The organism is Clavibacter sp. AC415, from assembly GCF_979252985.1.
In genome coordinates, this window is record NZ_CEEDAR010000007.1 from 1 (window position 1) to 13,749 (window position 13,749).

The 13,749-nt window shown below is 73.9% G+C and carries 9 protein-coding genes and 7 pseudogenes; 4 read left to right on the forward strand and 12 right to left on the reverse strand.

The window, feature by feature from the left end:
• Positions 1–790: MFS transporter (locus ACZ411_RS02225; protein WP_464168232.1), on the reverse strand; the 790-nt coding region annotated here is incomplete at its 3' end.
• 37 nt (positions 791–827) lie between these two features.
• Here ACZ411_RS02225 and ACZ411_RS02230 point away from each other — a divergent pair.
• Positions 828–1,511 (forward strand): maleylpyruvate isomerase family mycothiol-dependent enzyme, encoded by a 684-nt coding sequence (locus tag ACZ411_RS02230; protein ID WP_464168234.1) that lies wholly within the window; start codon positions 828–830, stop codon positions 1,509–1,511.
• A gap of 49 nt (positions 1,512–1,560) precedes the next feature.
• Here the strand turns inward: ACZ411_RS02230 and ACZ411_RS02235 are convergent, their stop codons facing one another.
• The 5 genes and pseudogenes from ACZ411_RS02235 to truB all read right to left on the reverse strand — a co-directional run bounded on the left by ACZ411_RS02235 (position 1,561) and on the right by truB (position 4,279).
• On the reverse strand, positions 1,561–1,977 hold the full coding sequence (locus ACZ411_RS02235) for a riboflavin kinase (protein WP_464168269.1): 417 nt from the start codon (positions 1,975–1,977) through the stop codon (positions 1,561–1,563).
• Between the two features lie 27 nt (positions 1,978–2,004).
• Positions 2,005–2,447, reverse strand: a pseudogene (locus tag ACZ411_RS02240) (bifunctional riboflavin kinase/FAD synthetase); the annotation flags it as partial.
• Position 2,448: 1 nt separating this feature from the next.
• Positions 2,449–2,912: pseudogene (locus ACZ411_RS02245) on the reverse strand (hypothetical protein).
• A 38-nt stretch (positions 2,913–2,950) separates the two neighbouring features.
• Positions 2,951–3,318 (reverse strand): annotated as a pseudogene (locus ACZ411_RS02250) (hypothetical protein).
• Positions 3,315–4,279: pseudogene (gene truB, locus ACZ411_RS02255) on the reverse strand (tRNA pseudouridine(55) synthase TruB). The pseudogenes ACZ411_RS02250 and truB overlap by 4 nt, the downstream one beginning before the upstream one ends.
• 86 nt (positions 4,280–4,365) lie before the next feature.
• On the opposite strand from truB, the gene ACZ411_RS02260 reads away from it, so the two are divergent.
• Together ACZ411_RS02260 and ACZ411_RS02265 are read left to right on the forward strand one after the other, a co-directional pair.
• Positions 4,366–4,614, forward strand: a complete 249-nt coding sequence (locus tag ACZ411_RS02260; protein ID WP_464168236.1) for a 2-dehydropantoate 2-reductase N-terminal domain-containing protein — start codon at positions 4,366–4,368, stop codon at positions 4,612–4,614.
• A gap of 42 nt (positions 4,615–4,656) precedes the next feature.
• Positions 4,657–5,364 carry a ketopantoate reductase family protein gene (locus ACZ411_RS02265; RefSeq protein ID WP_464168238.1) on the forward strand — a complete coding sequence of 236 codons (708 nt, stop codon included), beginning with the start codon at positions 4,657–4,659 and terminating at the stop codon, positions 5,362–5,364.
• 23 nt (positions 5,365–5,387) lie between these two features.
• Here ACZ411_RS02265 and ACZ411_RS02270 read toward each other — a convergent pair whose 3' ends face one another.
• Positions 5,388–5,960 carry a nucleoside/nucleotide kinase family protein gene (locus tag ACZ411_RS02270; RefSeq protein ID WP_094116284.1) on the reverse strand — a complete coding sequence of 191 codons (573 nt, stop codon included), beginning with the start codon at positions 5,958–5,960 and terminating at the stop codon, positions 5,388–5,390.
• Between the two features lie 38 nt (positions 5,961–5,998).
• On the opposite strand from ACZ411_RS02270, the gene ACZ411_RS02275 reads away from it, so the two are divergent.
• A complete protein-coding gene (locus ACZ411_RS02275; protein ID WP_464168241.1) occupies positions 5,999–6,877 on the forward strand; it encodes an HhH-GPD family protein in 879 nt (292 codons plus the stop codon).
• A gap of 60 nt (positions 6,878–6,937) precedes the next feature.
• Here the strand turns inward: ACZ411_RS02275 and rbfA are convergent, their stop codons facing one another.
• The 5 genes and pseudogenes from rbfA to ACZ411_RS02300 form a co-directional block, all read right to left on the reverse strand.
• Positions 6,938–7,438: a 30S ribosome-binding factor RbfA gene (gene rbfA / locus ACZ411_RS02280; RefSeq protein ID WP_464168243.1), complete on the reverse strand. Its 501-nt coding sequence runs from the start codon at positions 7,436–7,438 to the stop codon at positions 6,938–6,940.
• A 125-nt stretch (positions 7,439–7,563) separates the two neighbouring features.
• Positions 7,564–10,393 (reverse strand): annotated as a pseudogene (infB, locus tag ACZ411_RS02285) (translation initiation factor IF-2).
• Between the two features lie 43 nt (positions 10,394–10,436).
• Positions 10,437–10,724 carry a YlxR family protein gene (locus ACZ411_RS02290; protein WP_464168245.1) on the reverse strand — a complete coding sequence of 96 codons (288 nt, stop codon included), beginning with the start codon at positions 10,722–10,724 and terminating at the stop codon, positions 10,437–10,439.
• A gap of 109 nt (positions 10,725–10,833) precedes the next feature.
• Positions 10,834–11,840: pseudogene (gene nusA / locus ACZ411_RS02295) on the reverse strand (transcription termination factor NusA).
• A 106-nt stretch (positions 11,841–11,946) separates the two neighbouring features.
• Positions 11,947–13,698: pseudogene (locus ACZ411_RS02300) on the reverse strand (proline--tRNA ligase); the annotation flags it as partial.
• Between the last annotated feature and the right edge of the window lie 51 nt (positions 13,699–13,749).

Genomic DNA, 13,749 nt, shown 5'->3' on the forward strand with positions numbered 1-13,749 from the left:
CGCCGGAGGCCACGGGCGTCTGGCCGGCGGTGTCCTGCAGCAGCGCCGGCAGCCATGCGAACATCGAGTACGCGTTGAACGACGACGCGGCCTGGATCCCGACGAGGGCCCAGGCGACGGGCGAGCGGAACACGCGGCCGGTGACGGCGGCGGGCGCCTCCTCCACCTGGTCGAGGCCCGCGGCCGCCTCGCGCTCCCGACGGGTGTGACGGCGGTGCTCGACGAGGAGCGCGATCCACGGCACGAGCGCGACGACCGCGACGGCGGCCGACGCCCCGATGGCGGCACCCGCCAGCCGGCGCTGTCGGCCAGGGGCGCGGCGACGAGCGAGGGGGACGCCCGTGCTGATCGACATCATGACGGTGGTGAGCGAGGTGAGCGGCCCGATCCGGCCGGGGAAGTACCGCTTCACGAGCGGCGGCAGGAGCACGTTGCCGAGCCCCATCCCCGCGAGGGTGAGGACCGTGCCGATGCCGAAGACGACCACGTCGCCGGACGCGGCCCGCACGAGGTGCCCCGCGACCATCGCGCCGAGGCCCACGACCACGGTCAGCTCGAGGCCGAGGCGGCGGGAGATGGCGGGCGCGAGGAGGCCGAAGAGCGCGAAGCACACGGGCGGCAGGGCCCCGAGGACGCCGATGGCGACGCTGTCGAGCGGCACGTCGCGGCCGATCTCCGTCACGATCGGCGAGAAGACGGCCACGGCGGTGCGGAGGTTCAGGGCCACCAGCACGATGCCGACCAGGGCGAGGAGCGCACCCGCGCGGGGAGCGGCGGGAGGTGTCGTCACCACCAGATTCTACGGCGGCCGGAATAGGCTCTCCGCCATGAGCGAGATCTCCCGGCACCTGCCCCTCAGCCAGCGCGCGTCCGAACCCGAGCCCGCGGTCACCGGCGTCTGGAGCGAGCAGATCGCGGACGTGCTCGACCGCACGGCCGACCTCCTCGCGTCGCTCGACGCCGACGGCTGGGAGGCTGCGAGCATGTGCGACGGGTGGACAGTCCGCGACGTCGCGGGCCACGTCGTGTGGCGCGTGGGCGCGAGCAACGCGGCGATGGTGCGCACGGCCGTGGGGTCCATGCGCCGCCGTCCCCACCTGAACCCCATGCGCGTGATGGACGACCTCAGCGCCGACGAGGCCGCCCGCAGTCCCGAGGAGCTCGTGGCCCGCATCCGCGCGATCGCCGCCGACAAGCGCGCCGGGAAGGGCCGCAAGCGCCTGCCGGAGCTCCTCGAGGTGGTCGTGCACGCCTTCGACATCGCGCACGCGCTGAAGGCCGACCTGGAGCTCGACCCGCGCTCGACGGGAGCCGTCGCCGTGGCCCGCGCCGCCATCGCGCCGGCCGGGATCCGCGGGGTGCTGCGGGCCGGCACCCTGCGCGCGATCGACGGCGGCTGGAGCGTCGGCCACGGCCCTCGCGATCGAGGCGACGGCCTCGACGCTGATCATGTACCTCTTCGGCCGCACGCCCCGCCCGGGGGCGACGCGGGTCCGGCCGCGGCCGCCTAGATCCCGAGCACCGCGCGGGTGCGGACCACGTCGTCCGTCATCTGGGCGATCAGCGGCTCGCGGCCCTCGTAGGCGACCATGCGCCGCGGATCCGGGAGACGAACACGACCTCGACCTCGTGGTCGTAGAGGTCGAGCGTCTCGTCGAGCACGAACGCCTCGACGACGCGGGGACGGACACCGGCGAAGGTCGGGTTGGTGCCCACCGAGATGGCCGACGGGTACGACCGAGTCAGCCGTCGCGCAGCCAGCCCGCGTAGACGCCGTCGGCCGGGGATGAGGCCCTCGGCCTCGGGCGAGAGGTTCGCGGTCGGGAACCCGAGCTCGCGGCCGCGCTTCTCGCCGTGCACCACGAGCCCGCGGACGGCGGGCGCGCGGCCCAGCAGCTCGGCCGCGGCGGTGACGTCCCCGCGGTCCATGAGATCGCGGATCCACGTGGAGGAGACCTTGCGGCTGCCGTCCGGCATGACGTCGCCCACGACCACCGTGCGGAAGCCGTGCGCCTCGCCGAGCCGCGTGAGCGTGGCCGCGTCGCCGGCGCCCCCGGCGCCGAAGCGGAAGTCCTCGCCCACGAGCACGACGCGGGCGTGCAGCGCGTCGACCAGGACGGTGGTAACGAAGGCCTCCGGATCGAGCCGCGAGAGCCGCTCGTCGAAGGGGAGCATCAGCGTGGCGTCGACCGCCGAGCTCCTCGAGGAGCTCGATCTTCTGGCGGTTGCTGACGCAGGCTCTGCGGGCGCGCCGCGGGTGCGAGGAGCGCGGCGGGGTGCCGGTCGAACGTGACCACCGCGGAGGACAGCGCATCGTCCGCCGCGATGCCGAGGAGGCGCCGGATGACCGCGCGGTGGCCCGCGTGGACGCCGTCGAACTCGCCGATGGCGACGGCGCTCGGCCCGAAGTCGTCCGGCACGTCGGCCGGGTCGTGGACGACGAGCACGTCAGCGGCCCCCGCGCACCGGGCGCGCTCGTCCACCGCGCTCACGCGGCTGCGTCCGCCGCGGCGGAGCCACAGCAGGCCGAGCACGGGGAGCACCAGCGGGATGAACACGTACCCGTACCCGTAGACCGACCACACGCTGTCATGCGGGAAGAGCTCGGAGTCGACGAGGCTCAGCGTGCCGACGACCAGGACGCCCACGAGCTCGAAGGCGATGGTGGCGAACGCGATCCGGTACCAGCGGCGCGCGGCCTCGGGCGTGCGCGCGGGGGCGACCAGCGCCACGGTGGCGACGATGTAGACGACCGCGGCGAGCGCCGACAGCGCGTACGCGACGGGGGCCTCGTCGAACTTGGTGAGGATCTGGGTGACCGAGCGACCCGTGGCAGCGAGGGCCGGCAGGCCGTAGAAGAAGACCAGGACCCGTCCGAGACCGGTCATGCGCGAGGTACGGAAGTCAGTCATGGCACCTGCGATTATCCCCTACCCGCCGGAAGCGGCCGTCACGCCGCCTGCACGTTCCAGATGACGTCCATCCGGTAGACCATGATCGCGATGGCGAGGCGGCACGCCGAGGATCACGGTGCTCCAGCGCGTGCGCTCCACGAGCGCCCAGAACATCGCGAGCGGCGGGATCAGCAGTCCGCTCAGCAGGTAGGCGTAGTACTCGACAAGGTACCCCGAGGGCGGGTTGCCGACCGCGGGCGCGACGATCGCCACGACCAGCTGCACGACGGCCACACCTCCCACGAGCGCGGTGGGCCCCATCGTCAGGTCGCTCGGCTTCCGGCCGACGGCGCCGAGCACGAGGCACGGCGCCTCCGGCGACGACCGCGACCGCGATCTGCGCGACGGTGAACCAGCCGATCACCGGGCACCGGCCTCGTCGGCGGGGAAGTTCACGATCGAGGTGCCCGTCCGGCCGCGGAAGCCGACCAGCCCGACGAGCCGGCCGTCCGGCGCGACGGCGGCGAGCGGATCCTCCGTCGGCGCCTCGTCCGGCGTCGTCAGCCGCTTGCCGTGCCCGAGGTCGACGGCCTCCTGCTCGGTGAGGTGGAGCACGTCGAAGAGGCGGCCGGCGGCGTCGGCCGGCGGGATGAGCCGGTCGGCGACGACGAGGTCGTCGATGGCGACCGCGTCGTCGACGTGGAACGGCCCGACGCGCGTCCGGCGGAGGGCCGTGAGGTGGCCGCCGACGCCCAGCTCGCGGCCGAGGTCGCGGGCGAGAGCCGCACGTAGGTGCCGGACGAGCACGTGATGCGCACGTCGAGGTCGAGCTGGGCGCCGTCCTCCTCGCCCTCCTCGGGCGCGACGGCGTCGAAGCGGAGCGCGTCGAAGGCGGAGACGGTGACCTCGCGCGCGGCGAGCTCGACCTCCTCGCCCGCGCGGACCCGGGCGTACGCGCGCTTGCCGTCGACCTTGATCGCGCTCACCGCGCTCGGCACCTGCGAGATGACGCCGCGGAGGCCGGAGATCGCGCGCTCCACGTCGGCGACGGCGAGGTCGCGGATCCGGCCAGGGCTCCGCGCGGGAGACGACCTCGCCCTCCCGGTCGTCCGTCGTGGTGGCGCGGCCGAGGCGGATGGTGGCGAGGTACTCCTTGTCGAGTCCGACGAGGTAGGTCAGCAGGCGCGTGGAGCTGTTGACGCCGAGGAGTCATGAGCCCCCGGTCGCCATGGGGTCGAGCGTGCCGGCGTGCCCGACCTTGCGGGTGCCCGCCAGGCGGCGGGTGCGGGCGACGAGGTCGTGGCTCGTCCACTCCCCGCGCTTGTCGACGAGGAGGAGGCCGAGCTCGCGGTGGACGGCGCGGCGCGGGGGGTCGGGGTACTCATGGCCTGACCATCATGCCGTGCCCGGCCGCGCTCCCGGGTCGGTCCGATGCGCCCGCCGTAGGATCGAGGGGTCGACAGGAGGACGCGTGCGGATCGGTGTCTTGGGCGCGGGCGCCGTCGGCGGGACCATCGCGGCGCTGCTCGAACGCGACGGCCACGAGGTGGACGTCACCGCCCGCGGCCCCCACCTCCGCGCCGTGCAGAGACCGCGGGCTGCGGCTCTCCGGCGGCTGGGGCGGGCACCGTCGCGCGCGTCGCGGCGGCCGAGCGGCTGGGCCGCCCGCCCGAGCTGGCCGTCGTCGCCACCAAGATCGCGGACGCGCGCGACGCGATGACCGAGAACGCCGGCTGAGCTCCGCGGGATCCCCGTCCTCGTCGTGCAGAACGGGCTCTCGGCCATCACCATGGGCGCCGAGTGCCTGCCCCGCTCCCAGGTCGTCGGCGGGCTCGCGCTCGTCGCGGCGTCGCTCTCGGAGCCGGGCCTGGTCACCGTGACGTCGGCCGCCGGCATCCAGATCGGCTCGGCGGACGGTCCGGAGGGCGCCAGGGTCGCGCTCGTGCGGGAGGTGCTGGATCCCGTCATGCCCGTCACGGTCGCCGAGGACTTCCTCGGCGCGCAGTGGACGAAGCTCGTCATCGACGGGATCAACGCCGTGCCGGCCGTCACCGGCCTCAGCGTCCAGGCCGCGATCGCCGATCCCGCGATGCGCCGCATCGTCACGCGCGCGATGCAGGAGACCGTGCGGACGGGTCTCGCCCGGGGCGTCGTGTTCGCGCCGCTCGGCGGCCTCTCCCACCGCCGCCTGCGCCTGTTCGCGTCGCTGCCGCTCGGGCTGGCGGAGCGGGTGCCGGTCGCGCTCGCGCGGTCGATGGGCCGGGTGCCGAACCCGGGCTCGACGCTGCAGAGCATCCGCCGCGACCGCCCCACGGAGGTCGACCACCTCAACGGCGCGGTCTCCGCCCTGGCGCCCGGCGCCGGGGAGGACGCGCGCGTGAACGCCGCCCTCGTGCAGCTCGTGCACGGCGTGGAGTCCAGCGGCCGCCACCTGTCGCCCGCGGAGCTCGCGCGGCTCATCCCCCGCTGAGCGGACGCGACGGCGGTGCCGCCTCAGCAGCTGTCGGCGAAGACGCGACGCGGGAGGTCCGGATCGCTGACGTCGACGATCATCGTGGCCGCCCGACGGGGGTTCACCGCGCGGATGTAGCGCGCGTGGGCCTCCTGCGGCGCGGACGCGGCATCGCCGCCCGAGGTCGCGAGCGGCTCGTCCGGGAGGAGCAGGTAGACGACGGCGTTCCAGAGGCCGCGGAGCGCCTCGGTCTGGAGGCCGTCGCCCGCGACGATCAGCACGGCGTCGTCGGGCGCGTCCGTCACGGGGTCGGCGCCCGGCCGCAGCGCGAAGGGCGTGCCCGGGCGGCGGAAGGGCCGCACGAGCGCGTCGCGGAGACCGTCGGCATCGGGGCCGTCCGCCGATCCGTCGACGTGGTGGTCGGCGGCCGACGCCACGTAGGCGCCGCGGCCGTCCGCGCGGAGCACGTCGGCGAGGTCGTGCGCGAAGGCGGGCGCGTCCGCGAGGGGACCGCCGTCGACCGCGAGGAAGGCGCGCCCCCGGCCGTAGTTGTGCAGGAACTCGTCGGCGAGCGAGGACAGGACCTCGGCGCGGGAGGCGCGGTACAGGGGCATGCGCCGAGCCTAGGCGCATCGTCTCGTACGCTGGCCGGATGCCCGAGACCGCCCTCGCCCCACGGATCACCGCGTGGTTCCGGGAGAACGCCCGCGACCTCCCCTGGCGGCGCGAGGGGTTCGGATCCTGGGGCATCCTCGTCAGCGAGTCCATGCTGCAGCAGACGCCCGTGGTCCGCGTGATCCCGCGGCTCGAGGAGTGGTTGACGCGCTGGCCGTCGCCCGCGGCCCTCGCCCAGGCGCCGGCGAGCGAGGCCGTGCGCGCGTGGGGCCGGCTCGGCTACCCGCGGCGCGCGCTGGCCCTGCACGCGTGCGCGGTCGCGATCGTCGAGCGGCACGGCGGCGAGGTCCCCGAGGACGTCGACGCCCTGCTCGACCTCCCCGGCGTCGGCCCGTACACGGCGCGCGCGGTCGCCGCGTTCGCGTACGGCCACCGGCACCCGGTCGTCGACGTGAACGTCCGCCGCGTGCTCGCCCGCGCGGTGGCCGGCCAGGGCGATCCCGGTCCCGCGCGCACCACGCGGGACCTCGCCGCGATGGAGGCGCAGCTGCCCGACGACGTGGCGGAGGCGCGGCTGTTCAACGCGGGCACGATGGAGCTCGGCGCGGTGGTCTGCACGGCCCGCGCGCCGCGCTGCGACGACTGCCCGGTGCGCGACCTGTGCGCGTGGCGCGCGGCCGGGTACCCCGCGTACGACGGGCCGGCGCGTGCGACGCAGAAGCGCTACGAGGGCTCCGACCGCCAGGTGCGCGGCCTCCTGCTCGCGGAGCTGCGGTCGAGCCACTCCCCCGTCAGCGCCGCCGATCTCGCCACCGCCTGGTCGGAGCCCGTGCAGCGCGAGCGCGCGCTGGCCGGGCTCCTCGCCGACGGCCTCGCGGTGCGCCAGCCCGACGGGACCTTCGCCCTCCCGAGCTGACGCAGGACGCGACGGTCCGCCCGCGGGCGGGGCCCGCCGATCGGAAGGCGACGGGGCGGGTCAGTGCGCGGGCTCGTACCCGGGCGCCGAGCGGTCGACGCCGTCCTCGTCGTCGTCGTCCTCGTCGTCGTCCTCCGCGACGACGCGCGGCTTGACGTACGGATCCTCGTCGCCCGCGTAGACGGCGGCCTGCGCCTGCGTGTGCACGTCGGCGTCGCGGCGGCGCGCCTCCTCGAGCAGGGCGTCGATCGCGGCGGCGTTCTCGGGCACGCCGTCGAGGATGAACTCGAGCGACGGCGTGAGCCGCGCGGTGATGTTCTTGCCCACCTCGCTGCGGAGCATGCCGGTGGCGGACTTGAGGGCCGCGGCCGTGTCGGCGCGCTCCTCGTCGGTGCCGTAGACCGTGTAGAAGATGCTGGCGTGCTGCAGGTCGCCCGTGACGCGGACGTCGGTCACTGTCACGAAGCCGAGGCGCGGGTCCTTGATGCCCCGGTCGAGCTTGCGCGCGACGATCTCCTTGATGCGGTCGGCCATCTTCCGGGCCCTCGCGTGATCGACCATGGTCGACGTCCTTCCGTGACGGGTGCGGCCGGGCGGTGCCGCCCGGCGTCCTGCGTGCCCCGCCTGCGGCGGGACGGGTAGGGCCCCGCTCCCCTGGTGGGGAACGGGGCCCGGATCAGCCGAGGCTACGCCCGCGGCTTCTCCTTCATCTCGATCGTCTCGATCTCGTCGCCGATCTGGATGTCGTTGAACTTGCCGAGGCCGATGCCCGCCTCGAAGTCCGTGCGGACCTCGGAGACGTCGTCCTTGAACCGTCGCAGCGACTCGATGGCGAGGTTGTCGCCCACCACCACGCCGTCGCGGATGACCCGCGCCTTGGCGTTCCTGGTGATGGTGCCCGAGCGCACGATGACACCCGCGATGTTGCCGAACTTGGAGGAGCGGAACACCTCGCGGATCTCGGCGACGCCGGACTGGACCTCCTCGAACTCGGGCTTGAGCATGCCCGTGAGGCTCGACTCGATCTCCTCGAGCGCCGAGTAGATGACGCTGTAGAAGCGGATGTCGACGCCCTCGCGCGCCGCGCGGGCGCGGGCCTTCGGGTCGGGGCGGACGTTGAACCCGATGATGATCGCGTTGTCGATCGTCGCCAGGTTGACGTCGCTCTCGGTGACCGCTCCGACGCCGCGGTGGATGATCCGCAGCTGCACGGAGTCGTCCACCTCGATCTTCATGAGCGACTCCTCCAGCGCCTCGACGGCACCGGACACGTCGCCCTTGATGATGAGGTTGAGCGACTCGACCTTGCCCTCCTCCAGCGCACGCGTGAAGTCCTCGAGGCTGATGCGCTTGCGGGCCTTGGCCAGCTGGGCGTTCCGCTCGACGGCCTCGCGCTTCTCGGCGATCTGACGGGCGGTGCGGTCCTCCTCGGTGACGAGGAAGGTGTCGCCCGCGCCGGGGACCGACGAGAGGCCCTGGACCTGGACGGGACGCGACGGGTAGGCCTCATGGACCGGGTCGCCGTTCTCGTCCATCATCGCCCGGACGCGGCCGTAGGCCGTGCCCGCCACGATGGCGTCACCCACGCGGAGCGTGCCCGACTGGATGAGCACGGTCGCGACAGCGCCGCGGCCCTTGTCGAGGCGCGCCTCGATGGCCACGCCGCGCGCGTCCTTGTTCGGGTTGCTGCGCAGGTCGAGCCCGGCGTCGGCGGTGAGCAGGACGGCCTCGAGGAGGTCGTTCACGCCCTTGCCGGTGAGCGCCGACACGTCGACGAACATGACGTCTCCGCCGTACTCCTCGGCGACCAGGCCGTACTCGGTGAGCTGCTGGCGCACCTTGGCGGGGTTGGCCCCCTCCTTGTCGACCTTGTTGACCGCGACCACGATCGGCACGTTCGCCGCCTGGGCGTGGTTCAGGGCCTCCACCGTCTGCGGCATGATGCCGTCGTCGGCCGCGACCACGAGGATCGCGATGTCGGTGACCTGCGCACCACGGGCGCGCATGGCGGTGAACGCCTCGTGGCCCGGGGTGTCGATGAAGGTGATGGCGCGCTCGTAGCCCTCGTGCGGCGCCCAGACCTGGTACGCGCCGATGTGCTGCGTGATGCCGCCCGCTTCGCCCTCGATGACGTTGGCGTTGCGGATGGCGTCGAGCAGGCGCGTCTTGCCGTGGTCGACGTGGCCCATGACGGTGACGACGGGCGGCCGGATCTCCAGCACGTCGTCGTCCTCGTCCTCGAGCTCCTGGTCGAGGTCGATGTCGAAGCCCTCGAGCAGCTCGCGGTCCTCGTCCTCCGGGGAGACGACCTGGATCTTGTAGCCGAGCTCCGTGCCGAGCACCTCGAAGGTGGCCTCGTCGAGCGACTCGGTCGCCGTGGCCATCTCACCGAGGTGGAACAGCACGGTCACCAGGTTGCCGGGGCTCGCGTCGATCTTGTCGGCGAAGTCCGAGATGGACGCGCCGCGGCGCAGGCGGACGATCGTGCTGCCGTCGCCGCGGGGGACGCTGACGCCACCCAGCGACGGGGCCTCGCGCAGCTCGAACTCGGCCCTCTTCGTCCGCTTCGACTTGCGCGACTTGCTCTTGCCGCCACCACGGCCGAAGGCACCCGCGGTGCCGCCGCCGGGGCCGCGACCACGGCCGCCGCCACCGGGGCGACCGGCGAAGCCGCCGGCAGGACGCTGGAAGCCGCCGGCCGCGGGGGCGCCGGGGCGTCCCGCTCCGCCGGGGGCGCCGCCGGGGCGACCCGCACCCGCGGGACGCTGGCCGAAGCCGCCGGGACGTGCGCCCTGGCCGGGACCGCCGGGACGCGGGGCGCCGGGGCGGGGGGATCCGGGACGGGGAGCGGCCGGGCGGGGGCCTGCGGCTCCCGCGGCGGGGCGCTGGCCCATGCCCTGGTTGCTCGCGAACGGGTTGTTGCCCGGGCGGGGCTTGGTGCCCATGCCCTGGTTGCTCGCGAAGGGGTTGTTGCCGGGGCGCGGGGCCGCCGGACGCGGATCCCGGGACGCGGGATGCCGTTGGAGGGCGCGGGGAGCGCTGCCGGCGTCCGGGCGCGGGGCGCTCGGGGTCGCGGCGGCAGGAGCCTCCGGGGTGGCGGACGCGGTCGACTTCTCGGCCTCGGCCTTCTCCGCCGCGGCGGCCTTGCGGGTCGCCTCGGCCTGGGCCTGGCGCTCCGCGACGGTCAGCGGCGCGGCGGGCATGGGCACGTCGGACGCCTCGGGGGCGTCGGCGACGGGCGCGGTGGGCTGCGGGCCGGGCGTGGGACGACCGCCGGGCTTCGGGGCCGACGTGCGGCTGCCGGGGCGCGGGGCGGACGACGGCGTCGCGGCGGGAGCCGCGGCCTGTCCGGTGAGGCCTGCCGCCTCGAGGGCCGCCTTGAGCTTGCGGGCCACGGGGGGCTCGATGCTCGACGACGTCCCTGACGAACTCGCCCATCTCCTTGAGCTTGGCGAGTGCGGTCTTGCTGTCGACGCCGATCTCGGCGGCGATCTCGTGTACGCGTGGTTTTGCCACTGTTCTCCTGTCTGGGGGTCCTCTCCCAGGCGGGAGGGGACCGCTAGTGCTGGACGGATCTCATTTCGAGCCGCTCATTAGTTGTCCATGTGCCGTTCAGCCTGTTCTCTCGGATGCTCGCGCGCTCGGCTGGGCCGCGAGCCGCTCTCGTAGTCCCAAGAGCTGCGGGGTCGAGCGCCGCGTCGCTCCGCAGGGCCCGCCCGAGGGCGCGCCGTGCGATCGCTCTGTCGATGCACTCGATGGTCGGATGGATCCACGCACCCCGGCCGGCCAGCACGGCACGCTCGTCGAGGACGAGGGAGCGCGTACGGGGATCGGCGACGATCCGCAAGAGAGCGGACCTCGGGGCACGCCGACGACAGCCGACGCACGTTCTTACCGGACCCAGTGCTTGCCCCCTCCGTCCGGCGGCGGCGAGGCGGGGTCGTGGCGGGCGGCGCTCAGTCGTCGCCCTCGAGGATGCTGTCGGGCTGGATGTCGATCTTCGCGCCCGTGAGCTTCGCGGCGAGTCGGGCGTTCTGGCCCTCCTTGCCGATGGCGAGCGACAGCTGGTAGTCCGGCACGAGCGCGCGGACGGCCTTGGTTGCCTGGTCGATGACGAACGAGCTCGTGACGCGGGCGGGAGAGAGCGCGTTGCCGACGAACACGGGCAGCGACTCGGAGTAGTCGACGATGTCGATCTTCTCGTCGTTCAGCTCCGCGGTGACCGCGCGGACGCGCTGGCCGAGCTCACCGATGCAGGCGCCCTTGGCGTTGATGCCCGGCTCGGTCGCGCGCACGGCGATCTTGGTGCGGTGGCCGGCCTCGCGGGCCAGCGACACGATCTCGACGAGGCCCTGGGCGATCTCGGGCACCTCGAGCGCGAACAGCTTGCGGACGAGCGAGGGGTGCGTGCGGGAGACCGTGATCTGCGGCCCCTTGGCGCCGCGGGAGACGCTCGTGACGTAGACGCGCAGGCGCGAGCCGTGCACGTACCGCTCGCCCGGCACCTGCTCCTCGGGCGGCAGGATGGCCTCGATGGTGCCGAGGTCGACGTGGATCATGCGGGGGTTCGGGCCCTGCTGCACGACGCCGGCGACGATGTCGCCCTCGCGGCCCTTGAACTCGCCGAGGATGCGGTCGTCGCCGATGTCGCGGAGGCGCTGGTTGATGACCTGCTTGGCGGCGAACGCCGCGATGCGGCCGAAGTCGCTCGGGCTGTCCTCGGACTCGCCGATGACGAGGCCGTCCTCGTCGAGCTCGGGGACGTGCACGGAGACGTGGCCGGACTTGCGGTCCAGGTGCACGCGGGCGGGGGCACGCCGTCGGCGACGGGCTTGGCGTCGGCCTGGTCGGTGTGCTTGAGGTAGGCGGTGAGGATGGCCTGCTCGATGATCGAGACGAGCTCCTCGAACGGGATCTCGCGCTCGCGCTCCATCATGCGCAAGACGCTCAGGTCGATGTCCACGGGCGACTCCTCTATTCGGTTGGAAACACCACAGGCTACCCGACCCGGACGGGTGGGGCAGCCTGCGGGACGTCGGTGCGGGGATCAGCGCGCGGCGGCGAGTGCCCCCCACGACGTCGCCGAGCGCGATCGGGGTCCGCTCGTTCGTGCGGCGGTCCCAGAGCTCCGCCATGCCGTCGGCCGCGCCGCGGCCGACGATGACGATGGTGGGCACCCCGATGAGCTCGGCGTCGCCGAACTTCACGCCGGGCGACACCTTGGGGCGGTCGTCGAAGAGAACGTCGAGGCCGGATGCGTCGAGCGCGTCGACGAGCTCCTCGGACGCGGTCCGCACGGCCTCGTCCTTGCCGGTCATGACCACGTGCACGTCGAACGGGCTGACGGAGGCGGGCCAGAGGAGGCCGCGGCCGTCCTGCGTCGCCTCGGCGACGAGCGCCAGGTTCCGCGTGATGCCGATGCCGTACGAGCCCATGGTGACCGTGACGAGCTTGCCGTTCTCGTCGAGGACCTTGAGGCCGAGCGCCTCCGCGTACTTGCGGCCGAGCTCGAACACGTGGCCGATCTCGGTGCCGCGCGCCGCGCTGATGGGCCCGGAGCCGTCGGGCGCGGGGTCGCCGTCGCGGACGTCCGCGGCCTCGACCACGCCGTCGGGGGTGAAGTCGCGGCCGGCGACGAGCGACAGCACGTGCTGCCCGGCGACGTTGGCACCCGTGATCCAGGCGGTGCCGTCGACGACGCGGGGGTCGACGACGTAGCGGACGCGCGTCGACGACGTGGAGCCGAGCACGGGGCCCTCGGGCGACCACGGGCCGATGTAGCCCTTGACGAGGCCCGGCTGCTTCGCGAGGTCGCCCTCGGTGGCGGGCTCGACCTCGGCGGGGAAGAAGGCGACCTCGGCGCGCTTCAGGTCGATGTCGCGGTCGCCGGGGATGCCGACGACGACGAGCTCGCGCGTGCCGTCGAGGTGCGTGAGCGCGAGCACGATGTTCTTCAGCGTGTCGGCGGCGGTCCAGGCGCGTCCGTCCTCGCGGGGCTCCCGCGCGTTCGCGAGGTCGACGAGCGTGGCGATGGTGGGGGTGTCGGGCGAGTCGAACACGCGCGCCTCGGGCTGGCCCTCGATGGGGACCGCGTCGGGGACGAGGGTCGTGAAGGCCTCGACGTTGGCCGCGTAGCCGCCGGCCGACCGCACGAAGGTGTCCTCGCCGATGGGCGTGGGGTGCAGGAACTCCTCGCTCTTGGACCCTCCCATCGCGCCCGCGTCGGCAGCGACGATGACGTACTCGAGGCCGAGCCGCTGGAAGATGCGCTCGTAGGCGTCGCGCTGGGCCTGGTAGCTCACGGAGAGCGCCTCGTCGGTGACGTCGAACGAGTAGGCGTCCTTCATCGTGAACTCGCGGCCGCGGAGGATGCCGGCGCGGGGCCGGGCTTCGTCGCGGTACTTGTCCTGGATCTGGTAGATCGACAGGGGCAGGTCCTTGTAGCTCGAGTAGAGGTCCTTCACGAGCAGCGCGAAGAACTCCTCGTGGGTGGGCGCCAGCACCATCGGCGCGCGCTTGCGGTCCTCGAGGCGGAACATCCCGGGGCCGTACTCGTCGTACCGGCCCGTGGCCTGGTACGGCTCGGCCGGCAGCAGCGCGGGGAAGTGCACCTCCTGGGCGCCGATGCGCTCCATCTCCTCGCGGACGATCGCCTCCACCTTGCGCTTGACGCGGAGGCCGAGCGGCAGCCAGGCGAAGATGCCGGGCGCCTGGCGGCGGATGTAGCCGGCGCGCACGAGGAGGCGGTGGCTCGCGACCTCGGCGTCGACGGGGTCTTCCCGGAGGGTGCGGACGAAGAGCTGGGAGAGGCGTGTGGACACCGGACCAGCCTAGCGATCCGGCCCGGAGGCTCCCGCCCGCCCGGGCCGATC

Bases quoted from the DNA above. Each gene is read 5' to 3' on its own strand.
- ACZ411_RS02230 (WP_464168234.1), top strand. From the start codon at position 828: ATGAGCGAGATCTCCCGGCACCTGCCCCTCAGCCAGCGCGCGTCCGAA.
- ACZ411_RS02235 (WP_464168269.1), bottom strand. From the start codon at position 1,977: ATGCCGGACGGCAGCCGCAAGGTCTCCTCCACGTGGATCCGCGATCTC.
- ACZ411_RS02270 (WP_094116284.1), bottom strand. From the start codon at position 5,960: ATGCCCCTGTACCGCGCCTCCCGCGCCGAGGTCCTGTCCTCGCTCGCC.
- ACZ411_RS02275 (WP_464168241.1), top strand. From the start codon at position 5,999: ATGCCCGAGACCGCCCTCGCCCCACGGATCACCGCGTGGTTCCGGGAG.
- rbfA (WP_464168243.1), bottom strand. From the start codon at position 7,438: ATGGTCGATCACGCGAGGGCCCGGAAGATGGCCGACCGCATCAAGGAG.